Below are 23315 nucleotides of genomic sequence, written 5' to 3' on the forward strand. Positions count from 1 at the left end.
AAGAGAAACGAGGAACAAGTGGCATGTGCCGCCGACGGTCACCGGGCTACCGGAAACTCTCGTTTCTCGTCCCTCCCCACCCGTTCCTCGCTCCGCGGCTACAGCTCGCCGCCGTAGCGGGTCAGGCCTTCCAGCAACAGGTAGCGCGTGGCCGCGGCACGCTCGGCCATGCTGAAGTCCTGCAGCACGTCGACGATCTGCCGGAACGAGCGGCAGCGCGCGGCGCGGCTGCCGGGATCGCTGCCGGTGGCGGCCATGCCGACCATGAAGCCGTCGTACAGCAGCATGGCGCTGACGCCGGCCTGCTTGAGCACGTGCTCGGCCGCGGCGGGATCGTAAGGCTGGCGCTCGCCCTGGGCGCCGTTGACCGCGATCGCCGCGACCGCTTCGACGAAGCGCTCGCGGCTGGCGGTCCCGAGCGCGTTGGCGGCCTGCTGCAGGCCGAGCAGGCTGCGGTCGGCCTCGGGATCGAACAGCGTGCACAGCGTCTGCGCCTCGGCGTCCGATCGCGAGGCCGTGTGCACCGCCTGGTACAGGCGATCGATGTCGCGGTCGGGCGCGCGCAGCATCACGTCCTCGGCGCTGGCGAGCACCATCGACGGGTCGATGGCGGACAGGTCGATCTCGTACTGCTGCCGCGCCGCCGCCGGCAGCGCCAACGCTGCCAACGACAGCCCGAGGACGAGCGAGCGCATGTGATCGAACATCATCGGTCCCTGGTCCGCGACATCGGCGAAGTCTAGGGCGCCACAGCTGAACTCTTGCGTGCCGCCACGCTGTGCCGCAGCGCGGGCCGCCGTCCGATCAATGCTCCCGCCGCGGATCGAGGTCGAGGGTCGAGCATCGAGGTTGAAGGTCGAGAATCGACGGTCGAGGCGGATGAACGCGGACGGGGCCGGCTACAGTCAGCACCGGACGCCCCTACCCCTTGTGGGAGCGACGGAAGTCGCGACGCCGCCAGTCGCGACTCCCATCGCTCCCACACAGGGATGCCCCGTGAAACAGCCGCATCCACTTTCATCCGCATCGATCCGACGTTGACCTGCACCAGCCCCCCCGGCTTCGGCACGCGCCGCGCGGCGGGACAGCCGTCGCCGCTCAGCGCCGCCGCCGCAGCGGGATCCGGTCGGCGGGAAAGCGCGCGATCTCGGCGCCGTGCTCGCGGATCGGCGCGCCGGGCTCCGGCGCCCAGGCCATCGCCGTGATCACTTCCCAGCTGGCCGGAAGCCGGCCGGCGGCGTCGCGCAGCAGCTCGTAGGCGGCGGCGGCACGGGCGAAGCGCGCGCGTCCGGTCAGCGTGCGCCGGCGCGTGGCCAGCGCGTTGGTGGCGCCGATCGCGCGCAGCTCGTGCATCAGCGCCGGCAGGTCGTCGTAGCCGCGCCGCAGCAGGTCGCGGTCGAGCACCGGATCGCGGAATCCCGCCTGCATCAGCGCATCGCCGAACTGGGCGATGGTGGCGAACGGGCTGACGTGCGCGACGTCGTCCGCCTGCGCGAAGGCCTCGCGCAGTTCGAACAGCGTGTCGTGGCCGAAGGTCGAGCACAGCAGCAGGCCGCCGGGGCGCAGCACGCGGCGGAAACCCGCCAGCGCCGCCGGCAGGTCCTCGACCCACTGCAGGCACAGGTTGGAGAACAGCACGTCGACGCTGCCGTCGGCCAGCGGCAGCGCGGCGGCGTCGGCGCAGACCCGGTCGAGCGGCCGCGGCGGCGCCAGCCCGTCGCGCAGGCGCCAGCCGCGCGGGCGCGCCTGCCGCAGCATCGGCAGGGCGACGTCGAGCGCCAGCACCCGCGCCTTCGGCCAGCGCTCGCGCATCGCCGCGGCGGCGTGCCCGGGGCCGCTGCCGAGATCGACCACCGTCGCCGGCACCGCGTCGTCGAGATACATCAGCGATTCCAGCAGCCAGTCCTCGACCTCGCGCTGCAGGTCGGCGGCCCGGTCGTAGCTGGCGGCCGCGCGGGAGAAGGCGCGGCGGATGTGGCGGGCGTCGAACATGCTGATCTATCTAGAAACGAGTGGAGAGGAACGAGGAACGAGTAAGAACGTGCGAGCCGGGTTGCTTTTTTTGCTGTTCCTTTGGCCCGGAGATGGGAGGCGGATGCGGCGAAACCAACTTGGTTCAGCAGAAACGAGTCGAGAGGAACAAAGAACGAGTGCGAGCCCCGTCCTTTTACTCGTTCCTCGTTCCTCGTTCCCCGTTCCTCGCCTCCCGCTCCTCCAATCCAGCCTGGAAACCACGCAGCACCTCGGCCACTACCCCGGCATGCGTAAGGAACGGCGCATGCCCGGCATGCTCGATCTGCTCGAAGCGCGAACGTGGCGCCCGCTCGGCGGCGGCGCGCATGGCGCGCGGGTCGACCACCCGGTCGCGGCGGCCGGCCAGCCACAGGCTCGGTACCGTCAGCCGCGGCAGCGCGGCGCGCAGGTCGGTCGCCTGCAGCAGTTCGAGCCCGTCGGCCAGCGCCTGCGCGGCCGGCTCGCCACGCGCGAACAAGCCGTCGCGCAGCGCGCGCAGTTCGTCCCTGGCGTGGTCGGAACCGAACGCCTCCAGCGCGATGAAGCGCTCCAGGGTGCCGCGCCAGTCGCGGCGCAGGCCCTCGGCGAACTCGGCGAACAGGTCCGGCGACATGCCGTAATTCCAGTCCTCGCCGCGCACGAAGCGCGGGCTCGCGCACAGCAGCGCCAGCCCGCGGACCGCGTGCGGCCGCGTCGCCGCCGCGTGCAGCGCGAACAGGCCGCCGAGCGACCAGCCCAGCCAGAGCGCGCGCGGCACCCGCGCGACCAGCTCCGACGCCACCGCCTCCAGCGCCAGCGGCGTGGTCGCCGCGGCACTGCGGCCGTGCCCGGGCAGGTCCACCAGGTGCAGGGTGAAGTCCGCCGCCAGGCGCTCGACCAGCGGCGCGAACACGCCGCCGTGCATGGCCCAGCCGTGCAGCAGCAGCAGCGGCGGGCCGCTGCCTTGTGTGTCGATGTGCAAGCCGCTCACGACATACGCCCCGCGGCCGGCAGGCGCTGTTGCGGGAGATCCTGTAGGAGCCTTTGTGGGAGTGGTGGCGGCATGCCGCCACCACTCCCACAAAAGCACGCACTGGAACCGTATGTCCGCACGCGGCCGCCTCAGCCTGTGGCGGCGCCGGTGGCCGGCGCACGGTCGCGGGCCCGCGCCAGCGCCTCGACCAGGGCATCGACCTGCGCCTCCTCGTGCACGGCCGACAGGGTGACGCGCAGGCGCGCGCGGCCGTCGGGCACCGTCGGCGGCCGGATCGCGGCGACCCAGAAACCTTCCGCCTCGAGCTGCCGCGACATCGCCAGCGCCCGCGCGTCGTCGCCGCAGGGCAGCGGCTGGATCGCGGTCTCGGACGGCAGCAGATCCAGCCCATGGCGGCGCGCGGCGCCGCGGAAGCGCCGCACCAGCGCCGCCAGCTTCTCGCGGCGCCAGTGCTCGCGGCGCGCCAGCTGCACCGCGGCCAGCGATGCGGCCGCCAGCGACGGCGGCAACGCCGTGGTGTAAACGTAGGGCCGCGCGGTTTCCGCCAGGTGTTCGACCAGATCGGCGGCGCCGACCACCGCGGCGCCGTAGCCGCCCAGCGCCTTGCCGAGCGTCACCAGTTGCAGGGGCACGGCGTCGACGTCGAGTCGCGCCTCGGCGACGCTGCCGCGCCCGTCCGCGCTGCATACGCCGATGCCGTGGGCGTCGTCGACGTACAGCAGCGCCCGCTGCGCGCGCGCCACCAGCGCCAGCTCGCGCAGCGGCGCGACGTCGCCGTCCATGCTGAAGACGCCGTCGGTGGCCAGCACCGCGGCGCCGCCGGGGACGCTGCGCAACTGCCGCAGCGCGCCTTCGGCATCGGCATGCGGGTAGCGCCGCAGGCGGCAGCCGGCCAGGCGCGCGGCGTCGATCAGGCTGGCGTGGTTGAGCCGGTCCTGCACGCAGGCGTCGCCCTCCCCCAGCAGCGCCTGCATCACCGCCAGGTTGGCCAGGAACCCGCTGCCGAACAGCAGCGCGCGCGGCGCCTGCAGCCAGTCGGCCAGTTCGCGCTCGAGCGCGTCGTGCGCGGCATGGTGGCCGCACACCAGGTGCGAGGCGATGCCGCCTGCGCCGTCGCGCGCCGCCGCGTCCATCAGGGCGTTGACCACCTGGAACTGCTGCGACAGGCCGAGATAGTCGTTGCCGCAGAAATTCAGCAGCCAGCGGCCGTCGACCTCGCAACGCGCGCCGTCGCGCCGGGTCACCGTGCGGCGGACGCGCACGCGCGCCTGCGCGGCGCGCTGCGCGCGCTGCGCGGCGATGCGTCGGCGCGGGTCGTCGCGCTCAACCACCCTGCTGGATCCAGACCGCGAGCGCCCCCAGCGCGATCGCCGGCAGCAACGCCAGGCCGCCGAACGCGACCCCGATCCGGGCCGCGGCCGGCATGCGCTGCTCGCGCATCTGCTGCGCGTCGGCCACCGACTTCTGCGCCTGCAGCAGCGCGGCCACGAACAGCGCCGCCATGAACGCCAGCCCGGCGCCGCTGCCGCGATGGAACAACACCACGCCGAGCGCCAGCACCGCCACCGCGACCAGGCGCAGCAGCAGCAGGCCGATGCGCTGGCCGCCGCGCAGACCGGCCAGGAAGTTGCCGGCGCCGATCACGGCCAGCAGCCCCAGGTACGCCCAGGCGTACCAGGGCATCATGCCGCGCGGCTCCGTGCCGGTCGGCCCTGTGCAGCGGTGTCCGCGATGTCGGCGTGCACGGTGCCGCCGTGGTCGTGGCCGTCGGCGTCGACCGTCACCGCCATCGGCCGCAGGCCCAGGCGCGCGAACAGCGCCAGGTCGCGCTCGGTGTCGGGATTGCCGGTGGTCAGCAGCTTCTCGCCGTAGAAGATCGAGTTGGCGCCGGCGAGGAAGCACAGCGCCTGCAGTTCGTCGCTCATCTCCTCGCGCCCGGCCGACAACCGCACCATCGACTTCGGCATCAGGATGCGGGCCACCGCGATGGTGCGCACGAACTCGAACGGATCCAGCTCGGCGACGGTGTTCCGCTCCGCCAGCGGCGTGCCTTCCACCTGCACCAGGCGGTTGACCGGCACCGAGTCCGGATGCGCCGGCAGCGTGGCCAGGGTCTGCAGCAGGCCGGCGCGCTGCCGGCGCGTCTCGCCCATGCCGACGATCCCCCCGCAGCAGGTCTTCATGCCGGCGTCGCGCACGTGCGCGAGCGTGTCGAGGCGGTCCTGCATCTCACGGGTGTGGACGATCGCGCCGTAATACTCGGGATCGGTGTCGATGTTGTGGTTGTAGTAGTCGAGCCCGGCGTCCTTCAGCGCCGCGGCCTGGCTGCCGCTGAGCATGCCCAGGGTGGCGCAGGTCTCCAGCCCGAGCGCCTTCACCTCGCGGATCATCGCCGCCACCTTGGGGATGTCGCGGTCCTTGGGCGAGCGCCAGGCCGCGCCCATGCAGAAGCGCGAGGCGCCTGCCGCCCGCGCCTGCTTCGCCTTCTCCAGCACCGCCTCGGTGCTCATCAGCTTGGTCGCCTCGACCCCGGTGTGGTAGCGCTGCGCCTGCGGGCAGTAGGCGCAGTCCTCCGGGCAGCCGCCGGTCTTGACCGAGAGCAGCGTGCTCACCTGGACCTCGGCCGGGTCGAAATGCTGCCGGTGCACCGTGGCGGCGCGGTGCAGCAGTTCGGGGAACGGCAGGTCGAACAGGGTCTCGACCTCGTGCCGGCTCCAGTCGTGGCGGAGCGCGGGGCGGGCTTGGCTGACAGCGGGCATGGGTGTTTTCCGACGGACGCGGCGGCGCGAATGCGCCAGTCTGGAAAGCATGCCGAGGCCTGTCAACCGAAACCCGGGGCCAGAGGTTGACGGCTGGGCGGCGCGCCTGGGACAGCTGTTCTGCCCGCCGCGCTGCCCGGTCTGCCAAGAGCGCGCCGGCGAACGCGACGGGCTCTGCCCCGCCTGCGCCGCGGCCCTGCCCTGGAACCGCGACGCCTGCCGCTGCTGCGCGCTGCCGCTGCCGTTCGCCGCCGAGCCGGGTCCGGCAACGGCATCCGCGGGTCCGGTCTGCGGCGCCTGCCTGCGACGGCCGCCGCCGCTGCACGCGGTGCACGCCGCCTTCGTCTACGGCTTCCCGGTCGACCGGTTGCTGCCGCGCTTCAAGTTCCACCACGACCTCGCCGCCGGGCGGCTGCTGGCGCGCTGGATGGTGCGGTCGCTGGCGAAGGCGGCGCGGCCGGAGGCGCTGATCGCCCTGCCGCTGCACCGCTCGCGGCTGCGCGCGCGCGGCTACGACCAGGCATTGGAATTGGCCAAGCCGCTGGCGCGGACCTTGGACCTGCCGCTACTCGAGGGCCGCCTGCGGCGGACCCGCGCGACCGCGCCGCAATCGCGGCTGCAGGCCCAGGCGCGGCGGCGCAACCTGCGCGGCGCGTTCGCGGTGGCGGATGCCGCGCGGCTGCCCGCGCACGTCGCGCTGGTCGACGACGTCATGACGACCGGCGCCACCCTGCACGCGGCGGCGCAGGCGCTGCATCGTGCCGGCGTCCGGCGCGTCGACGCCTGGGTCTGTGCTCGCGTGCCGTGACGCCCGGGCGGAGCGGCGATGACGGCCGATGGTGGAGACGGCCCTGGAAATTGTCGCGACGGATGCGCGGGCCGTCGCGACTGCCGTCGCTTCCACATGTCGAGTTCGACATCGCCGGGATAGCGCGCGCCTGCTCCCGGATCGCGCCCGCTCCCCGCATGGGAAGCGGGCGCTGCACAGCCTGGCTGGCGGCGAACTATTCCGCCGCGACCGCCTTTTCCTGCCGGCCGGCGATCAGCCACAGCAATCCGCCGACCACGACCAGACCGATGCGGATGGCGGTGCCGGTCGCGGGCCCCCAATTGTCGATCCACATCAGTAACTTGAACTCCATGCCCATGTAGTGCAGCAGGAACGAACCGAGTCCGAGCACGAACATCAATCCACCGATCGATTTCATCTTCTTCCCCTCTGGTTGGCCCGCTCCCCGCGGGCGCGGCGAGTGTGCCACACCCCCGCCGCCGCGCCGCACCGTCAACGCAGCGCCAGTTCCGCGGCGATCCCCGCGAACACCGCCATCCCCACCCAGTGGTTGTGCAGGAAGGCGCGGAAGCAGGCCTCGCGGTCGCGATAGCGCGCCAGCAGGAACTCGTAGGCCACCAGCAGCGCCGCGGCGCCGAGCCCGCTCCAGTAGAAGACGCCGAGCCCGGCCTGGCGCCCGACCAGCGCCAGCGCCACGAACACCAGCGCGTACAGCACTGCCTGCGCGACCAGGTCCAGCTCGCCGAACAGGATCGCGGTCGACTTCGCCCCGGCGCGCAGGTCGTCGTCGCGGTCGACCATCGCGTACCAGGTGTCGTAGGCAGTGGCCCAGAAGATGTTGGCCACGTACAGCACCCAGGCCATCGGCGGCACCGTGCCCTGCACCGCGGCGAAGCCCATCGGGATGCCCCAGCCGAACGCCAGCCCCAGGTACACCTGCGGCAGGTAGGTGTAGCGCTTGAGGTAGGGATAGCTGGCGGCCAGCAGCACGCCGACCACGCTCAGCAGCACCGTCAGCCGGTTGAGGGTCAGCACCAGCACGAACGCCGCCAGCATCAGCAGCGCGAACAGCGCCAGCGCCTCGCGGCCGCGCACCGCGCCGCTGGCCAGCGGGCGGTCGCGGGTGCGCTCGACCTGCGGGTCGAGCCAGCGGTCGGCGTAGTCGTTGATCACGCAGCCGGCCGAGCGCGTCAGCCACACGCCGGCGGTGAACACGAACAGGATCCACAGCGGCGGCACGCCGTCGGCGGCCAGCCACAGGCCCCACCAGGTCGGCCACAGCAGCAGCAGCCAGCCGATCGGGCGGTCGCCACGCACCAGCTTCCAGTACAGCGCCAATCGTTCGCGCCGGCGCGGCATTCCCGGCGGCGGTGCATATCGCTCGTAGCCCATCGCGAAAGCGTAGCAAGCCGTCACGCTCGCGGGGCGCCATGGCGCGGTTCGGCGATCGGACGCCGCCGACGCGTAACGGACCGTTGCGCCGTGGGTGGAGCGCATGGGCGTGCGCGACACGCCTTGCGGCCGGTCGAGTTCCCGCCACGGCACCCGATTTCGCGGCGCCCGTGCGAAAGGCTCGCGCCGGACGCCCTGATCGTGGAAAATAGCCGGCTACGCGCCTGTAGCTCAGCCGGATAGAGTAGTGGCTTCCGAAGCCATTGGTCGGGGGTTCGAATCCCTCCAGGCGCGCCAGCTTCGCCGTGGAACCTCGCTGTGATCGCCGTCGTCCGGCCGCCGGGCCGGGATGGCCCGGTCATCGCGTGTTCTATACTCCGCCGCTAGCTGTGGCCGCGCGGCCACGCGCCAAGGGTGTTTTCGTGCGTAACTACGATCTCGATTTCCTGAAGAAGTTTTCGCTGGTGATCCTGTTCCTGATGGTGGTCACCGCGGGATTGATCGGCGTGGCCGCGTGGCTGCACCGCGCGATCCCGGCCGAGGTGCCCGATGCGGTGGTCCAGCAACAGCTCGACCGGATCGCACCGGCCGGCGAGGTCTACGCCGGCGCCACCGGTGCCGCGGCCCAGGCCGCGGCCAGCGCCGCGGAAGCCGCGGCCGCGGCCTCGCAGGTCGCCTACGGCGGCACCACCGACGGCTCGGTGATCTACCAGAACCTGTGCGCCGGCTGCCACACCAGCGGCGCCGGCGGCGCGCCCACGCTGGATCATGCGCATTGGGATGCGCGCATCGCCCAGGGCGAGGACACCATGCACCGGCACGCGATCGAAGGCTTCACCGGCGCCGCCGGCGTCATGCCGCCGCGCGGCGGCAACCCGGCGCTGAGCGACGAGCAGGTGATCGCGGCGGTCGACTGGATGATCGAGAACCTGAAGTAAGCTCTGTCCCGGGCCGTACGCACGACGCCGCCTTCGGGCGGCGTTTTCGTTTGCGCCCGCCGACCGAGGAGATCCCGATGCGCCCCATGCTGCCGCTCGCCCTGGCCACGCTGCTGCTGGCCGCCTGCGATCCGCCCCTCGCGCCGCCGCAGGCGATCGACGGCGGTCCCCGCGCCATCGGCGCGGTGCAGGGTGACGGCGCACGCAGTCCCCTCGAGGGCCGCGAGGTCACCGTCGAGGGCGTGGTCACCGGCAACTTCGGCCGCCACCTGGGCGGCTGGTTCCTGCAGGACGCCGGCGACGGCGATCCGGCGACCGCCGACGGCCTGTTCGTGCTCGCCGAGAACGCGTTCGAGGTACACCGCGGCGAGCGCGTGCGGGTGCGCGGCCGCGTGCTCGAGCACGGCGACGGCGACGCCACCGTGACCGCGCTGCGGCCGCTCGCGGTCGAACCGCTGGGCCGCGGCGACGTCGACGCCGTCGCGATCGCCGAACCGCCGGACGACTGGGAACGCTACGAAGGCATGCAGGTCCGGATCGAGGCCCCGCTGACGATCAACGGCCAGCACGACCTCGCCCGCCGCGGCGTGCTGGTCACGGCCTTCGACGGCCGCCTGTTCACGCCCACCGAGGTCGCCCGCCCCGGCCCCGATGCGGCCGCGATCGCCGCCGACAACGCCCGCCGCACGCTGCTGCTCGACGACGCCCGCGCCGACCAGGACCCCGCCCGGGTCTGGTACCTGCCCGACGACGCACAGGCGCCGCGCGCCGGCAGCGTGGTGGAAGACGTCGCGGGCATCGTCGATGAGCGCTTCGGCCGCTACCGCCTGCAGCTGACCGCGCCGGTCCGCCTGCAGGCCGCGCCGCGGCCGCCACCGCCGCGGGTCGGAGGCGACGTACGCATCGCCACGCTCAATCTCGAGAACCTGTTCAACGGCGACGGCCGCGGCGGTGGCTTTCCGACCGAGCGCGGCGCCCGCTCGCCGGCGGAACTGGAGGCGCAGCTGGCACGGCTGGTGGCGACGATCGCCGCGCTCGAGCCCGACATCGTCGCGCTGATGGAACTGGAGAACGACGGCTACGGACCCGACTCCAGCATCGCCGGGCTGGTGGCGGCGCTGAACCGCAACGGCGGCGACTGGCGCTTCGTCGACGCCGGTTCGGGGCCGGGCGACGACGTCATCCGCGTCGGCCTGCTCCATCGCGGCACCCGGATCCGCGCGGTCGGCGCGGCGGCCACGCTCAAGAGCGGACCGTTCCGCCACCGTAGCCGCGCGCCGCTGGCGCAGGCGTTCGTGCCGGTCGCGGGCGGCGCCGACGCCGGGCCGGTGTTCACCGTGGTCGCCAACCACTTCAAGTCCAAGGGCTGTAGCGAGGCCAGCGGCGAGGATCGCGACCAGGGCGACGGCCAGGGCTGCTGGAATGCGCTGCGGCGCGATTCGGCACGGCGGCTGCTGGAGTGGCTGGACACCGACCCCACGGGTTCGGGCAGCGACCTGGTGGCGATCGTCGGCGATCTGAACGCCTACGCGATGGAAGATCCGGTCCGCGTGCTGCACGAGGCCGGCTGGCGCGACGCGCTGGAAGCGGCCGCCCGGCCCTACAGCTACGTCTACGACGGCCGGGCCGGCCGGCTCGACCATGCCTGGCTCAGCCCGGCGTTGTCGGCACGGCTGGCGGGGGCCGCGGAATGGCACAACAACGCCGATGAGCCAGCCAACGTCGGCTATCGTGCAGGCAACGACGGCAGCCAAGGCCGTGGGGCGTGGCGCAGTTCCGACCACGACCCACTGCTGGTCGGACTGCGCCTGCGCACACCGTGAACGCCACACCCCCTATGATCGTGGCCATGGACGCCCCCGCCTTTCCCGCCGAATCGAGCCCCCTCGCCCTGCCCGGCCCGGCCGGCCGGCTGGAGGTCGCCGTCGACCGGCCCGACGAGGCGCCGCCGCGCCCGCTGGTCGCCGTGCTCTGCCACCCGCTGCCGACCGAGGGCGGCACGATGCACAACAAGGTGGTGACGATGCTCGGCCGCGCGCTGCGCGAACTCGGCGCGACCACGGTGCGCTTCAACTTCCGCGGCACCGGCGAGTCGGAGGGCGAGTTCGACGAGGGCCAGGGCGAGCTCGACGACCTGCGCGCCGTGGCCGCCTGGGTGCGCGCGCAGCGCCCGGACGACGCGTTGTGGCTGGCGGGCTTCAGCTTCGGCGCCTACGTCTCGATCCGCGCCGCGGCTGAGCTGCAGCCGACGATGCTGATCTCGGTCGCGCCGCCGGCCGGGCGCTGGGATTTCGACGACGTCGAGCTGCCCGCGTGCCCCTGGCTGGTGATCCAGGGCGAAGCCGACGAGATCGTCGATCCGCAGGCGGTCTACGACTGGCTCGAGGCGCGCCAGGCGCAGGCCGAGCTGGTGCGCATGCCCGACACCGGCCACTTTTTCCACCGCAAGCTGATGGACCTGCGCGGCGCGGTCAAGAACGGGGTGCGCCCCTACCTGCCCGGCGCGCATGGCTGAGGCGGGGACGGCACGAACGCCGTCGCAGGCCTACGACGCCGGCATCGCCCGCGGCGACTGGCAGGACGACCCGGCGCAGCGCGCGGTGCTGCGCGAACTCGACCGCATCCACGAAGCGCTGCAGGCCGTGCCCGCCCGCGGCGGCCTGCTGGGCCGGCTGCTCGGCGGCGGCCCCGATCCCGTGCCGGGCCTGTACCTGTGGGGCGGCGTCGGCCGCGGCAAGACCTTCCTGATCGACCTGTTCTTCCGCGGCCTGCCCTTGAAGGACATCCGGGCCGCAGGCCCGACCAACGCCCCTCTCCCGCTTGGCGGGAGAGGGGGGGACCGTTCGCTCCACGAACGGTGGGGTGAGGGCAAGCCCAGCGGCAAGCGCCGCACCCATTTCCACCGCTTCATGCGCGAGGTGCATGCCGGGCTGCGCGCGCACAGCGGCGAGCGCGATCCACTGGCGGCGATCGTGCACGGCTGGCGCGAAGCCGGGCTGCGGGTGCTGGTGCTGGACGAGTTCTTCGTCAGCGACATCGGCGACGCCATGCTGCTGGCGCGGCTGCTGGAGCGGATGTTCGCCGAGTCGATGGTGCTGGTCACCAGTTCCAACACCGCGCCCGCCGACCTGTACCGGGGCGGCCTGCAGCGCGTGCGCTTCCTGCCGGCGATCGAGCTGATCGAGCGCCATTGCCACGTGCTGCGCATGCAGAGCGACACCGACTACCGGCTGCGCGCGTTGACCCGCTCGCCGGTATACCGCGCGCCGCTCGACGAGGACGCGGACGCGTGGCTGCAGCGGCGCTGGCGCGAGCTCGGCGGCGACGACGGCCACCGCGACGCCGGCATCGAGGTCGAGGGCCGCCGCATCGCGGTGCGCGCGCGTGCGCCCGGCATGGCCTGGTTCGACTTCGACGCGCTGTGCGAGGGGCCGCGCGGCGCCAACGACTACATCGAGATCGCGCGCGAGTTCCACACCGTGCTGCTGGGCGGCGTGCCGGTGCTGGACGGCCGCCGCGACGACGCCGCGCGCCGTTTCGTCACCCTGGTCGACGAGCTCTACGACCGCCACGTCAACCTGGTCTGCACCGCCGCCGCCGAGCCGCCGGAACTCTACGCCGGCGAACGCCTGCAGGGCGCCTTCGAACGCACCGCCTCGCGCCTGATCGAGATGCGCAGCGCCGAATACCTGGCGCGCGGGCACCAGGGCTGAGGGCGTTCGCGCAACGGCGCCATGCCGCCGTACCCGCGAGCGGCCCGAGGGCGGCGGGCGCGACGGCCTGTTCGAACCATGGCCCCCGGGCGGACCATCGACCGCCGGAGGCGCACCGACCGTGGGAGCGACGGAAGTCGCGACACGGGACCGGCGACCGTGCCGTGGCGCGGCCGCAAACCGGCTCAGCGCGAGACGTAGGCGCTCGGCGGCTGGCCGAAGGCGCGGTGGAACATCGCGGTGAAGGCGCTCGGGCTCTCGTAGCCGACGTCGAATGCGACCGAGGTGATCGAGCGCCCGGCGGCCAGCAGCGACACCGCCGCCATCAGCCGCACCTGCTGGCGCCACAGCGCGAACCCCATGCCGAGCTCCTGCTTGAACGCGCGCGTGAACGTGCGCCGGCTCATGCCGATCAGCGACGACAGCGCGTCGATGTCGCGGTGGTCGGCGGGATTGGCGATGATGGCCTCGCACAGGCGCACCAGCCGCGGATCGGTGGGCATCGGCACGTGGTAGGGCGCGCTCGGCATGCGCCTGATCTCGTCCAGCAACAGGCCGACGATCCGGCCCTCGCGGCCTTCCAGGTCGTATTCGGCCGGGAACTTCACGACCTCCAGCACCAGCGCCTTCAGCAGATCCGAGACCTCCAGCACCCGGCAGCTGTTCGGATCGGTGTCGTACGCCGGATCGATATACAGCGTGCGCAGCGACACCGCACCCCGGCACGACACCTCATGCACCATCTCCGCCGGCAACCACACGGCCCGCTGCGGCGGGACCACGAAGCTGGTACCCGGGGTGACCACCGACATCACGCCCGCCGAGGCGTACAGGAACTGCGCGTGCTGGTGGCAGTGCCTGGGATCGACGAAGCCGGCCGGGTACTCGTCCTCGAGCCCGATCACCGGCCTGGCCTTCAGCGGATAGTCCTGGCTGTGCTTCACCGCAACGCCTCCCGGCGCCTCGCCGTCGCCCGATCTGACCGCAATTGCCCCGGTCGCGCAACGCCGCCGTCCCGGACGCGCGCACATCTGGCCCGACCGCGGGAGTCTTCGGCCTGCGCCGGCCAGACGCTGCCGCGCCAGCGACGCTAACGTCTCGCTTCGGAGGAAAGGCACCATGAGCAGCGCCAGTGAACGACCCGAGCCCCTGGTCCGGAACGACGTCGACCCGGAGATCCGGCTGTTCCTGCAGCGGATGAACGCCGGCTACGCGGCGTTCCCCGGTTTCGCCTCGGCGTCGCTGGCGGAGGCGCGCCGCATCGCCGAACGGGTGCGCGCGCCGTGGGTCAGCGGCGGCCCGGAAATGGCCGCATCGCAGGAGCTGCGCATCGGCGCGCTGCAGACCCGCGCGCGCATCCTGCGCCCGCGCGCCGGGGACGCCCCCCTGCCATCGCTGATCTACCTGCACGGCGGCGGCTGGACGATGTTCAGCATCGACACCCACGACCGCCTGATGCGCGAGTACGCCGCGCGCGCCGGGGTCGCGGTGATCGCGCTGGACTACAGCCTGTCGCCTGAAGCCAAGTTCCCGCGCGCCATCGAGGAGACCGTGGACGCGATCGACTGGCTGCGCAGCCACGGCGCGGCGCACGGCGTCGAGGCATCGAGGATGGCGGTCGGCGGGGATTCCGCCGGCGCCAACCTCGCCGTCGCCAGCCAGCTGCGGCTGCGCGACCTCGGCCGGCCGATGCTGTCGGCGATGCTGCTCAACTACGGCGCCTACAGCGACCGGCCGACGCCATCGTGGACACGCTACGATGGCCCGTCGTACATGCTCGGGGCCGACGAGATGCGCCGTTTCTGGAGCAACTACCTGCGCGGCGACGCCGACCGCGACGATCCGCTCGCCGTGCCCATGCGCGCCGACCTGCGGGGATTGCCGCCGGCGTTCATGGCGGTCGCCGAGTGCGACATCCTCGCCGACGACAACCACGCCATGGCCGGGGCGCTGCGCAGCGCCGGCGTCGACGTCGAGGTCCGGACCTACGCCGGCGCGACCCACAGCTTCCTCGAGGCGATGTCGATCTCCCGCCTGAGCAACCGCGCGCTGGACGATGCGGCGCGCTGGCTGTCGACGAGGCTTCTCGCGGCATGAGCCCGGCGTACGCCCCGCGCAGCGACGAGGACGTGCTGGCCCTGGTCGACGCGTATCCGCTCGCCTGGGTCGTCCCGCTGCAGGCGGATGCGCCGGCCACGCCGCTGCCGCTGCTGGCCGAACGCGGCGGCAACGGCGGCATCGCCTCGCTCTTCGGCCATCTCGCCCGCAACAACCCGCTGGTCGCCGGGCTGCAGACGGCGCCACGGGCGCTGCTGCTGTTTCAGGGGCCGCAGGGCTACATCCCGCCGCGGCTGGTATCGAACCCGACCTGGGGCCCGACCTGGAACTACGCGGTGGCGCGCTTCCACGTCCGGATCGAGTTCGTGCCCGACGAGACCGACGACGCGCTCGAACGCCTCGCCCGCCATCTGGAAGCGGGCCGCGCCGACCCGTGGACGGTCGACCGCATGGGCACGCGCTATGCACAGCTGCGCGAGCGGATCATCGCGTTCCGCGCGCATGTCGAACGCACCCATGCCACCTTCAAGCTCGGCCAGGACGAAGCCCCGGGGACCTTCGCCGAGATCGTGGGCGGTCACCATGATCCCGAACTGCGTGAATGGATGCTGCGCATGCGCGGCGACTGAGCACATGCGACCGCCCGGGCGCCGGCATCCCGCGCCGGGCGCAGCGTCTCGAGTTCATCGCGCACGCAGGACTCGCCGCACCGCGTCCAGGTAGCCGCGGCCGAACAGGTTGAGGTGGTTGAGCAGGTGGTAGAGGTTGTACAGCGGCGCGCGTTCGCGCCAGCCGGCGTCGCGGTCCGCCTCCTGGTAGGCATCGAAGAAGACCGCCGGCGGTTCGCCGAACAGCGTCAGCATCGCCAGTTCGGCCTCGGCCCAGCCGTGGTGCACCGCGCCGGCGTCGATCAGCGCCAGCTCGCCGTCGCCGCAGGCATGCAGGTTGCCGCGCCACAGGTCGCCGTGCAGCAGCGCCGGCGGCTGCGCCGGGATGCGCGCCGGCAGCGCGGCGCACAGGCGCTCGACCGCGGCGGCGTCGGCACGGTCGAGGCGCCCGCCATCGCGGGCGCGGCGCGCCTGCGGCAGCAGCCGGCATTCGGCGAAGAAGCGCCAGCCGTCGTCCATCGGCGTGTTGGCCTGGGCGCCGTCGCCGCACCAGCCGTCGCGGTCGAGGCCGAAGCGGTCGGCGATGCATGCATGCTGCCGCGCCAGCGCGCGCCCGGCGCGCGCCCAGGCCGGCGGCGACGGCCGGCCGCGGCCGAGATCCTCGAGCACCAGCGCATCGTCGGCGAGCGCGATCACGGCCGGGACCCGCAGCCCACGCGCGTCGCGCAGCAACGCCAGGCCGTGTGCTTCCATCGCGAAGAATCCCGCCGGCGCGTCGCGGCGGCGCTTGGCGATCGCGGCGCGGCCGTCGGCCAGCAGCAGCGGGTGCAGGCCATCGCCGAGGGCGTCGAGGCGGGTGCGCAGGTCCGCGTCCATGCCGCGATTGTCGCCTGCCGGGCCCGGTGGCGCCGCACCCCGCCGACGGCCGCCGGCGCCGGGGCCCGGCGCAGCTTGCGCAGGCGCCGCTGATCGACGCCCCGGCGCACGACGGCGGCGCCGGGTACCATCTGCACCTGCCTTCGGGAGCCCGACCCTGAGAACGGTCCGCACCACCCGCTATGTCACGCCGCTGCGCGAGGGCGGCTCGCTGCCGGCGGTGATCGAGGCCGACGACGAGGGCATGTACGTGCTCAAGTTCCGCGGCGCCGGCCAGGGTCCCCGGGCGCTGGTGGCCGAACTGATCGCCGGCGAACTGGCGCGCGCGCTCGGGCTTCCGGTGCCCGAGATCGTGAAGATCACGCTGGATCCGGAACTCGCCCGGACCGAGGGCGACCCCGAGATCCAGGCGCTGATCCGCGCCAGCGCCGGCCTCAACCTCGGCCTGGACTACCTGCCCGGCGCGATCGCCTTCGACCCCGTGGCCGACCGGCCCGACAGCGATCTCGCCTCGGCCATCGTCTGGTTCGACGCCTACGTCAGCAACGTCGACCGCACCGCGCGCAATCCGAACCTGATGATCTGGCATCGCCGGCTGATGCTGATCGACCATGGCGCCGCCCTGTACTTCCATCACGACTGGGACAATGCGGAGAAGGCCGCCGCCAGCCCGTTCTCGATGGTCGCCGACCATGTGCTGCTGCCGTTCGCGGACACGCTGGAAGCGGCGGACGCGCGCATGGCGGCGGTGCTGGACGAGTCGCTGATCCGGCGAGCGGTCGGCCTGGTGCCGGACGCGTGGTTGGACGAGACCGCGGCGACGGCGCCATCGCGCCGCGACGGCTACATCGGGCACCTGTGCCGGCGCCTGCAGGCACGGCGCGTCTTCGTGGAGGAGGCCCTGCGTGCACGCGCATCTGTATGACTACGCGGTGATCCGCGTCGTGCCGCGGGTCGAGCGCGAGGAGTTCGTCAACGTCGGCGTGCTGCTGTCCTGCCCGGCGCTGGGCTTCCTCGACGCCGCGGTCGCGCCGGGGCCGGAACGGCTGCGCGCGCTCGACCCGACCCTCGACCTCGACGCCCTGCGCCGCCACCTCGATGCGATCGTGGCGGTCTGTCGCGGCGGCCCGGACAGCGGCCCGATCGGGCGACTGCCGCCGCGCGCGCGTTTCCATTCGCTGACCGCCCGGCGCAGCGCCGTCATCCAGATGTCGCCCGTGCACACCGGCCAATGCGACGCCGACCCCGCCCTCACCCTGCAACGGCTCATGCAGCGGATGGTGCTGCCGCCCGCACCGACGGGCAGCGACGCGCGCTGAAACGGATTCGCGACGCGACGGATGCGGACCACCGGTCGCCAACCGGGACCTCGCGCGCGCGGCGGCGGCGCCCCCGCATGGGCACGCGGCAGCCAACAGGCCGTGCGGCACACCACCATATTTGGTGTTGACGAGAGACACTTCCCCCATTACCTTGTGGTCGTCGGTTCCGGCGGTCGCTACCCGCCGGATGAAAACGGGAAGCCGGTGACGCCCATCCAGCCTGGATGCAGCCAGTCCGGCACTGCCCCGCAGCGGTAATCGGGAACGACCCCGCCACAGAGCACTGAGGCATGGCCTCGGGAAGCGGCGGGTTAGGAAAAGAGCAGGAACTCGTTCCTCGCTCCACGCCCGTAAGTCCGAAGACCTGCCGACAGCCGCGCGAAGCACGACGCGCGGTGCCGGCTGCGGATTCTCCGGGGGGAGATGGCTGGCGAAGCAGGCGCGCGGCCGTCCGTCACCGGATGCGTCGCGACCGCTGCGACGCCGCTTTCCCATCCTGCGACGGGACCGCTCGCCCGAGGGGGCGAGGCCGCGACGGCGCCATCGCCGTCGCGCGCCCGTGTCCTCCGCCGCCTGCGCGGGTCAGGCGGCTGTGCGTCCTGCATGGAGACACCGAATGAACCAGAACGACGCCGTCGCGATCGTCGAACCGGCGGCCGCGCAGCCAGATCCGTCCTTCCTGCTGACCCCGCCGCCCACCGCCACCGCCATGCACGTGACCAAGCGCAACGGCAGCCGCGAGCCGGTCGACCTCAACAAGATCGTGCGCGCGGTGCAGCGCTGCTGCGAAGGCCTGCATGCGATCGATCCGATGCGCGTGGCCACGCGCACCATCTCCGGCCTGTATGACGGCGCCAGCACCCGCGAACTCGACGAGCTCTCGATCCGCACCGCGGCGCTGCTGACCGCCGAGGAGCCCGAGTACAGCCGCCTGGCCGCGCGCCTGCTGGCCAACGTGATCGGCAAGGAGGTCATGGGCCAGGAGATCCACGCCTTCTCGCAGTCGGTGATGCGCGGCCACGAGCTCGGCCTGATCAACGACCGCCTGCTCGACTTCGTGCAGACCAACGCGCGCAAGCTCAACGACGCCATCGATCCGGCGCTGGACACGGGCTTCGACTACTTCGGCCTGCGCACCCTGTACGACCGCTACCTGCTGCGCCATCCGCACACGCGCAAGGTGATCGAGACCCCGCAGCAGTTCTTCATGCGCATCGCCTGCGCGCTGAGCGAGGACGTGCCCGAGGCGTTGGCGCTGTACCGGCGCATGGGGCAGCTGGACTACCTGCCCAGTTCGCCCACGCTGTTCAACGCCGGCACCACCCACGAGCAGCTGTCGAGTTGTTTCCTGCTCGATTCGCCGCAGGACACGCTGGAATCGATCTACCAGCGCTACGGCGACATCGCCCAGCTGTCGAAGTTCAGCGGCGGCATCGGCGTCAGCTACACCCGGGTGCGCTCGCGCGGCTCGCTGATCAAGTCCACCAACGGCCACTCCAACGGCATCGTGCCCTGGCTGAAGACGCTCGATTCCTCGGTGTCGGCGGTCAACCAGGGTGGAAAACGGAAGGGCGCGGCCTGCGTGTACCTGGAGCCCTGGCACGCCGACGTCGAGGAGTTCCTGGAGCTGCGCGACAACACCGGCGACGACGCGCGCCGCACCCATAACCTCAACCTCGCCAACTGGATCCCGGACCTGTTCATGCAGCGGGTCGAGGCCGACGCCGAGTGGTCGCTGTTCGATCCGCGCGTGGTGCCGGAATTCACCGACCTGCACGGCGAGGCGTTCGAGCGCGCCTACGTGCAGGCCGAGCAGCAGGGCAAGGCGGTGCGTACGGTCAAGGCGCGCGAGCTGTACGCGCGGATGATGCGTACCCTGGCGCAGACCGGCAACGGCTGGATGACCTTCAAGGACACCTGCAACCGCACCGGCAACCAGACCGCCAGGGCCGGCAACGTGATCCACCTGTCGAACCTGTGCACCGAGATCCTCGAGATCACCTCGGCCGAGGAGACCGCGGTCTGCAATCTCGGTTCGGTCAATCTGGCCCGGCATTTCGACGATGACGGGCAGTTCGATTTCGACGGGCTGGCCGAGACCGTGCGCCTGGCGGTGCGCCAGCTCGACCGCGTCATCGACCTCAACTTCTACCCGATCGAATCCGCGCGCCGCGGCAACCTGCGCTGGCGCCCGGCCGGCCTGGGCTGCATGGGCCTGCAGGACGTGTTCTTCCGCCTGCGGCTGCCGTTCGACGGCGAGCGGGCGCGGGCGCTGTCGGCGCGGATCGCCGAGGAGATCTACTTCCACGCGCTGGAGACCTCGTGCGAGCTGGCCGTCGAACGCGGCCGCCACCCGTCGTTCGCCGACACCCGTGCCGCCGACGGTGCGCTGCAGTTCGATGCCTGGGGCGTGACGCCGGCGAGTGGCGAGCGCTGGGAGGCGCTGCGCGCGCGCATCCGCGAGCACGGCCTGCGCAACTCGCTGCTGATCGCGATCGCGCCGACCGCCACCATCGCCTCGATCGCCGGCTGCTACGAGTGCATCGAGCCGCAGGTGAGCAACCTGTTCAAGCGCGAGACGCTGTCGGGCGACTTCCTGCAGGTCAACCGCTACCTGGTCGAGGAGCTGAAGAAGCTGGGCCTGTGGACGCCGGAGATGCGCGATGCGATCAAGCGCGCCGAAGGCTCGGTCCAGGGCGTGGCCGAGATCCCGGAAGTGCTGCGCGCGATCTACCGCACCGCCTGGGAACTGCCGATGCGCGCGCTGATCGACATGGCCGCCGAACGCGGCGCCTTCATCGACCAGAGCCAGTCGCTCAACCTGTTCATGGAGAGCCCGAAGATCGGCGCGCTGTCGTCGATGTACATGTACGCCTGGAAACGCGGCATCAAGACCACGTACTACCTGCGCTCGCGGCCGGCGACGCGAATCGCCAAGGCGACGATCGGCAGTGTTGCGGCCGAGGTGTCGAAACCGGGGATCGCGCCGACCGACGCCGTGGCCTGCTCGCTGGAAAATCCCGAGGCCTGCGAGGCCTGCCAGTAGCCGCCGTCAGCCCCTCTCCCTCCGGGCGAGGGGTTGGGGCGAGGGTACGGCGATCCCGCAACGGTTCGCCTGCCACCGCTCCGTCGAACCCTCGTCCGCCCCCGACTAAAGCACTCGGGGGCAGGCTCTTCTGGCACCGTCTCCCGAAGGGAGAAGGAAAGAACAAAAGCGAGAACCCCAATGTCCGCACACGACCATCGGCTGCTGCTCGATCCCGGCTTCGAACTCACCCTGCGCCCCATGCGCTATCCGCAGTTCTACGAGATGTACCGCGACGCCATCCGCAACACCTGGACGGTGGAGGAGGTGGATTTCTCGCTCGATACCCACGACCTCAAGCACAAGCTCGGCCCGGCCGAGCGCCACCTGGTCGAGCGCCTGGTGGCGTTCTTCGCCACCGGCGACTCGATCGTCTCCAACAACCTGGTGCTCAACCTCTACACCCACGTCAACGCGCCCGAGGCGCGGATGTACCTGTCGCGGCAGCTGTACGAGGAGGCGCTGCACGTGCAGTTCTACCTGACCCTGCTCGACACCTATTTGCCCGACCCGGCCGAGCGCGCCAAGGCCTTCGCGGCGGTGGAGAACATCCCGTCGATCCGCAAGAAGGCCGAGTTCTGCTTCAAGTGGATCGACTCGATCCAGGACCTGCGGCGCATCGAGACGCGCGAGCAGCGGCGCCGGTTCCTGCTCAACCTGGTCTGCTTCGCCGCCTGCATCGAGGGCCTGTTCTTCTTCGGCGCCTTCGCCTACGTCTACTACCTGCGCTCGCGCGGGCTGCTCAACGGCCTGGCCGCCGGCACCAACTGGGTGTTCCGCGACGAGAGCTGCCACATGGCGTTCGCGTTCGAGGTGATCCGCACCGCGCGCGAGGAGGAGCCGGACCTGATCGACGAGGCCTTCGAGGCGCAGGTGGTGGAGATGCTGCGCGAGGCGGTCGACTGCGAGATCGCCTTCGCCGAGGACACCCTGTCCGGCGGCGTCGCCGGGCTGTCGCTCAAGGACATGCGCGAGTACCTGCAGTACTGCGCCGACCAGCGCCTGGCGCAACTCGGGTTTCCGAAGCACTTCGGCTCGCGCAACCCGTTCGGTTTCATGGACCTGCAGGACGTACAGGAGCTGACCAACTTCTTCGAGCGGCGCGTGTCCGCCTACCAGGTCGGCGTGCAGGGCGAGGTGGCGTTCGACGAGGCCTTCTGAGCGGCCCGCCGGGAAGCGCGGCGATCGCCGCGGAAAACCCCGCTCGTCATCGCCTCACATTCGTTCGCCGGGCAATCGGCTGGCCTGCTTCACCCAGTCCACGAACCGGGCCTCGTCGAGTTCGTCGTCCTCGTGGATGTCGAGATAGCGCACCTGCTTGTGCTTCGACTCACCGGGAGGGAGAGGACGCAGCGACGCGCCGCGGAAGAACGCCACCTTGACGTACCTGGTGAAGCAATGGATGTTGAGGAACCAGCTCCCGTCCTCGACGCCGTAGAAGGGCGAGTTCCATTTGACGGCCTTGCGCACGCCGGGCACGGTGCGCGCGATCAGCGCGTCGAGGCGGCGGCCGACGTCGCGCTTCCAGCCCGGCATGGCCGAGATGTAGGCCTGCACGGGGGCGTCGCCGTAGCCCTTGGCGATCTGCGGGTTGCCGCCCGCGAGCAGGACCGGCTTTGCGGGGGCCTGCCCGGCAGCGGCCTTCCTGGCGGCCGCGGTGCGCGGCCCGGCCGCCTTCTTCGCCGCGGCCCGCTTTGCGGCGGGCTTCTTCACGGGCTTTTTTGTGGCCTTCTTCGCGGTTTTCGTTGCGGCCTTCCTTGTCGGCTTCTTTGCGGCCCTTTTTGACGTCTTTCCGGCCATCGCGTTCACTCCAGTCGAGGGAAGTCATCATCGGAGCGCCGGTGGCGGCCGTCGAACGGCCGCCACCGGCGTCATGCACGGGCCGCTTCGCGGACGGTGCCGTGCCGTCCCGGCCACGCCGCGGTCGCCGGATGGCTCAGCGCAGCGCCTGGATACGGATCATGTTGCCCGCGGGATCGCGGACGGCGCAATCGCGGATGCCGTACGGCTGCTCGGTCGGCTCCTGGACGATCTCGGCGTCGCTGGCCTGCAGCCGCGCGAAGGCGCCATCGAGGTCGGCGGTGGCCAGGAGGATGCCGGCATAGGTGCCCTTGGCCATCATCTCCGCGATGACCCGGCGCTCCTCCTCGGTGACGCCGGGGTCGGCGGCCGGCGGCTGCAGGACGATGGACGTCCCGGGCTGGCCGGCAGGGCCGACGGTGATCCAGCGCATCCCCTCGTAGCCGACGTCGTTGCGGACCTCGAAGCCGAGGGTGTCGCGGTAGAAGGCCAGGGAGGCGTCGGGATCGTTGTGCGGGAGAAAGCTGGCGTGAATGGTGATGTTCATGACGGCCGTTGCTCGGTGCGGATCGGACGGCCATGCTAGATGCGGCGCGGGGCCAACGCTTCTCGATTCCTGATCGGCCGCCCGCGTTCGCCACGCGGGGGCATCCCGCCGTCGCGCGACGGTGAGCACGGTCATTCGGCGGTTGGCTGCCCCGGCGGGCCCGGACGTCCGGCCACGCGCCCCGCCAATGCGGAAGTCACGAACATGCGTAGAGCGGAGCTTGCTCCGCTGCCCTTTGCCAGGTGGCTCCCATGCAGAAGCAGCGGAGCAAGCTCCGCTCTACGACGACAGGGGCGACAGGGCGAGGCGATATGGCGACGGGTGACCCGGCGACACGGTGCCTCGCGACTCCGCCATCGCGCCGGATGCGACGACGGCCACTCGGTGCGGCCGGCCGCCGCGGGTTCCGCCGCCGCAACCCTGCGTTCGGCAGGCGCTCGC

23 protein-coding genes, 1 tRNA gene and 1 riboswitch are annotated in these 23315 nt (G+C 72.0%); of the genes, 12 read left to right on the plus strand and 12 right to left on the minus strand.

The features are described from left to right. Positions 1–98: 98 nt before the first annotated feature. The 6 genes from U3649_RS02435 to bioB form a co-directional block, all read right to left on the minus strand. Positions 99–695, minus strand: a complete 597-nt coding sequence (locus tag U3649_RS02435) for a hypothetical protein (protein WP_407353311.1) — start codon at positions 693–695, stop codon at positions 99–101. A gap of 403 nt (positions 696–1098) precedes the next feature. Beyond that, positions 1099–1992: a malonyl-ACP O-methyltransferase BioC gene (gene bioC, locus U3649_RS02440; protein ID WP_407353312.1), complete on the minus strand. Its 894-nt coding sequence runs from the start codon at positions 1990–1992 to the stop codon at positions 1099–1101. Positions 1993–2167: 175 nt separating this feature from the next. Further along, a complete protein-coding gene (bioH, locus tag U3649_RS02445) occupies positions 2168–2974 on the minus strand; it encodes a pimeloyl-ACP methyl ester esterase BioH (protein ID WP_407354681.1) in 807 nt (268 codons plus the stop codon). A 140-nt stretch (positions 2975–3114) separates the two neighbouring features. After that, entirely contained in the window at positions 3115–4317 is a 1203-nt protein-coding gene (gene bioF, locus U3649_RS02450) for an 8-amino-7-oxononanoate synthase (RefSeq protein WP_407353313.1), read from the minus strand. After that, positions 4310–4672 (minus strand): hypothetical protein, encoded by a 363-nt coding sequence (locus U3649_RS02455; RefSeq protein ID WP_407353314.1) that lies wholly within the window; start codon positions 4670–4672, stop codon positions 4310–4312. The genes bioF and U3649_RS02455 overlap by 8 nt, the downstream gene beginning before the upstream one ends. Further along, positions 4669–5745 (minus strand): biotin synthase BioB, encoded by a 1077-nt coding sequence (gene bioB, locus U3649_RS02460; RefSeq protein WP_407353315.1) that lies wholly within the window; start codon positions 5743–5745, stop codon positions 4669–4671. Before bioB ends, U3649_RS02455 begins: the two co-directional genes overlap by 4 nt. Positions 5746–5794: 49 nt before the next feature. On the opposite strand from bioB, the gene U3649_RS02465 reads away from it, so the two are divergent. Further along, the gene (locus tag U3649_RS02465) at positions 5795–6553 is read left to right on the plus strand and encodes a double zinc ribbon domain-containing protein (RefSeq protein WP_407353316.1); all 759 of its coding nucleotides are present in this window, start codon (positions 5795–5797) and stop codon (positions 6551–6553) included. A 196-nt stretch (positions 6554–6749) separates the two neighbouring features. On the opposite strand, the gene U3649_RS02470 is transcribed toward U3649_RS02465, so the two are convergent. Next, positions 6750–6953, minus strand: coding sequence for a hypothetical protein (locus U3649_RS02470; protein WP_407353317.1), 204 nt, complete (start codon positions 6951–6953; stop codon positions 6750–6752). A gap of 74 nt (positions 6954–7027) precedes the next feature. Beyond that, positions 7028–7927: a 4-hydroxybenzoate octaprenyltransferase gene (gene ubiA / locus U3649_RS02475; RefSeq protein WP_407353318.1), complete on the minus strand. Its 900-nt coding sequence runs from the start codon at positions 7925–7927 to the stop codon at positions 7028–7030. A 220-nt stretch (positions 7928–8147) separates the two neighbouring features. On the opposite strand from ubiA, the gene U3649_RS02480 reads away from it, so the two are divergent. From U3649_RS02480 to zapE, 5 genes are all read left to right on the plus strand, one after another. Beyond that, positions 8148–8224: transfer RNA gene (locus tag U3649_RS02480), tRNA-Arg, on the plus strand. 125 nt (positions 8225–8349) lie between these two features. Next, a complete protein-coding gene (locus tag U3649_RS02485) occupies positions 8350–8865 on the plus strand; it encodes a c-type cytochrome (RefSeq protein ID WP_407353319.1) in 516 nt (171 codons plus the stop codon). 77 nt (positions 8866–8942) lie between these two features. Further along, entirely contained in the window at positions 8943–10688 is a 1746-nt protein-coding gene (locus U3649_RS02490) for an ExeM/NucH family extracellular endonuclease (RefSeq protein WP_407353320.1), read from the plus strand. A 26-nt stretch (positions 10689–10714) separates the two neighbouring features. Further along, entirely contained in the window at positions 10715–11380 is a 666-nt protein-coding gene (locus U3649_RS02495; RefSeq protein ID WP_407353321.1) for an alpha/beta hydrolase, read from the plus strand. Beyond that, a complete protein-coding gene (gene zapE / locus U3649_RS02500; protein WP_407353322.1) occupies positions 11373–12578 on the plus strand; it encodes a cell division protein ZapE in 1206 nt (401 codons plus the stop codon). Before U3649_RS02495 ends, zapE begins: the two co-directional genes overlap by 8 nt. Before the next feature lie 185 nt (positions 12579–12763). Here the strand turns inward: zapE and U3649_RS02505 are convergent, their stop codons facing one another. After that, the gene (locus U3649_RS02505; protein ID WP_407353323.1) at positions 12764–13522 is read right to left on the minus strand and encodes a helix-turn-helix domain-containing protein; all 759 of its coding nucleotides are present in this window, start codon (positions 13520–13522) and stop codon (positions 12764–12766) included. A 175-nt stretch (positions 13523–13697) separates the two neighbouring features. Here U3649_RS02505 and U3649_RS02510 point away from each other — a divergent pair, with 175 nt between their 5' ends. Together U3649_RS02510 and U3649_RS02515 are read left to right on the plus strand one after the other, a co-directional pair. Then, positions 13698–14675 (plus strand): alpha/beta hydrolase fold domain-containing protein, encoded by a 978-nt coding sequence (locus U3649_RS02510; protein WP_407353324.1) that lies wholly within the window; start codon positions 13698–13700, stop codon positions 14673–14675. After that, on the plus strand, positions 14672–15265 hold the full coding sequence (locus U3649_RS02515; RefSeq protein WP_407353325.1) for an FMN-binding negative transcriptional regulator: 594 nt from the start codon (positions 14672–14674) through the stop codon (positions 15263–15265). The genes U3649_RS02510 and U3649_RS02515 overlap by 4 nt, the downstream gene beginning before the upstream one ends. A gap of 54 nt (positions 15266–15319) precedes the next feature. On the opposite strand, the gene U3649_RS02520 is transcribed toward U3649_RS02515, so the two are convergent. Then, positions 15320–16120: a fructosamine kinase family protein gene (locus U3649_RS02520; protein WP_407353326.1), complete on the minus strand. Its 801-nt coding sequence runs from the start codon at positions 16118–16120 to the stop codon at positions 15320–15322. 157 nt (positions 16121–16277) lie between these two features. Here U3649_RS02520 and U3649_RS02525 point away from each other — a divergent pair, with 157 nt between their 5' ends. The 4 genes from U3649_RS02525 (at position 16278) to U3649_RS02540 (ending at position 21688) form a co-directional block, all read left to right on the plus strand. Beyond that, entirely contained in the window at positions 16278–17045 is a 768-nt protein-coding gene (locus tag U3649_RS02525) for a HipA family kinase (RefSeq protein ID WP_407354682.1), read from the plus strand. Further along, positions 17026–17439 (plus strand): DUF3037 domain-containing protein, encoded by a 414-nt coding sequence (locus U3649_RS02530; RefSeq protein ID WP_407353327.1) that lies wholly within the window; start codon positions 17026–17028, stop codon positions 17437–17439. The genes U3649_RS02525 and U3649_RS02530 overlap by 20 nt, the downstream gene beginning before the upstream one ends. Positions 17440–17586: 147 nt before the next feature. Then, positions 17587–17829, plus strand: a riboswitch (cobalamin riboswitch). A 229-nt stretch (positions 17830–18058) separates the two neighbouring features. Continuing rightward, a complete protein-coding gene (locus U3649_RS02535) occupies positions 18059–20488 on the plus strand; it encodes a ribonucleoside-diphosphate reductase subunit alpha (RefSeq protein ID WP_407353328.1) in 2430 nt (809 codons plus the stop codon). 180 nt (positions 20489–20668) lie between these two features. Continuing rightward, positions 20669–21688 carry a ribonucleotide-diphosphate reductase subunit beta gene (locus tag U3649_RS02540; RefSeq protein WP_407353329.1) on the plus strand — a complete coding sequence of 340 codons (1020 nt, stop codon included), beginning with the start codon at positions 20669–20671 and terminating at the stop codon, positions 21686–21688. Positions 21689–21742: 54 nt separating this feature from the next. Here the strand turns inward: U3649_RS02540 and U3649_RS02545 are convergent, their stop codons facing one another. Continuing rightward, complete coding sequence (locus tag U3649_RS02545) at positions 21743–22327, minus strand: DUF1801 domain-containing protein (protein WP_407354529.1); 585 nt, start codon at positions 22325–22327, stop codon at positions 21743–21745. A gap of 136 nt (positions 22328–22463) precedes the next feature. Beyond that, a complete protein-coding gene (locus tag U3649_RS02550) occupies positions 22464–23009 on the minus strand; it encodes a VOC family protein (RefSeq protein WP_407353330.1) in 546 nt (181 codons plus the stop codon). Positions 23010–23315 lie beyond the last annotated feature (306 nt).

The sequence above is a fragment of the Luteimonas sp. R10 genome (genome assembly GCF_045689605.1).
Classification (GTDB): domain Bacteria; phylum Pseudomonadota; class Gammaproteobacteria; order Xanthomonadales; family Xanthomonadaceae; genus Luteimonas.

What these genes read in the sequence shown, in the direction of transcription:
- U3649_RS02435 (WP_407353311.1), bottom strand. Translation starts at nt 695, where the DNA reads ATGCGCTCGCTCGTCCTCGGGCTGTCGTTGGCAGCGTTGGCGCTGCCG.
- bioC (WP_407353312.1), bottom strand. Translation starts at nt 1,992, where the DNA reads ATGTTCGACGCCCGCCACATCCGCCGCGCCTTCTCCCGCGCGGCCGCC.
- U3649_RS02455 (WP_407353314.1), bottom strand. Translation starts at nt 4,672, where the DNA reads ATGATGCCCTGGTACGCCTGGGCGTACCTGGGGCTGCTGGCCGTGATC.
- bioB (WP_407353315.1), bottom strand. Translation starts at nt 5,745, where the DNA reads ATGCCCGCTGTCAGCCAAGCCCGCCCCGCGCTCCGCCACGACTGGAGC.
- U3649_RS02465 (WP_407353316.1), top strand. Translation starts at nt 5,795, where the DNA reads ATGCCGAGGCCTGTCAACCGAAACCCGGGGCCAGAGGTTGACGGCTGG.
- U3649_RS02470 (WP_407353317.1), bottom strand. Translation starts at nt 6,953, where the DNA reads ATGAAATCGATCGGTGGATTGATGTTCGTGCTCGGACTCGGTTCGTTC.
- ubiA (WP_407353318.1), bottom strand. Translation starts at nt 7,927, where the DNA reads ATGGGCTACGAGCGATATGCACCGCCGCCGGGAATGCCGCGCCGGCGC.
- U3649_RS02490 (WP_407353320.1), top strand. Translation starts at nt 8,943, where the DNA reads ATGCGCCCCATGCTGCCGCTCGCCCTGGCCACGCTGCTGCTGGCCGCC.
- U3649_RS02495 (WP_407353321.1), top strand. Translation starts at nt 10,715, where the DNA reads ATGGACGCCCCCGCCTTTCCCGCCGAATCGAGCCCCCTCGCCCTGCCC.
- zapE (WP_407353322.1), top strand. Translation starts at nt 11,373, where the DNA reads ATGGCTGAGGCGGGGACGGCACGAACGCCGTCGCAGGCCTACGACGCC.
- U3649_RS02510 (WP_407353324.1), top strand. Translation starts at nt 13,698, where the DNA reads ATGAGCAGCGCCAGTGAACGACCCGAGCCCCTGGTCCGGAACGACGTC.
- U3649_RS02515 (WP_407353325.1), top strand. Translation starts at nt 14,672, where the DNA reads ATGAGCCCGGCGTACGCCCCGCGCAGCGACGAGGACGTGCTGGCCCTG.
- U3649_RS02520 (WP_407353326.1), bottom strand. Translation starts at nt 16,120, where the DNA reads ATGGACGCGGACCTGCGCACCCGCCTCGACGCCCTCGGCGATGGCCTG.
- U3649_RS02535 (WP_407353328.1), top strand. Translation starts at nt 18,059, where the DNA reads ATGAACCAGAACGACGCCGTCGCGATCGTCGAACCGGCGGCCGCGCAG.
- U3649_RS02540 (WP_407353329.1), top strand. Translation starts at nt 20,669, where the DNA reads ATGTCCGCACACGACCATCGGCTGCTGCTCGATCCCGGCTTCGAACTC.
- U3649_RS02545 (WP_407354529.1), bottom strand. Translation starts at nt 22,327, where the DNA reads ATGGCCGGAAAGACGTCAAAAAGGGCCGCAAAGAAGCCGACAAGGAAG.
- U3649_RS02550 (WP_407353330.1), bottom strand. Translation starts at nt 23,009, where the DNA reads ATGACCGTGCTCACCGTCGCGCGACGGCGGGATGCCCCCGCGTGGCGA.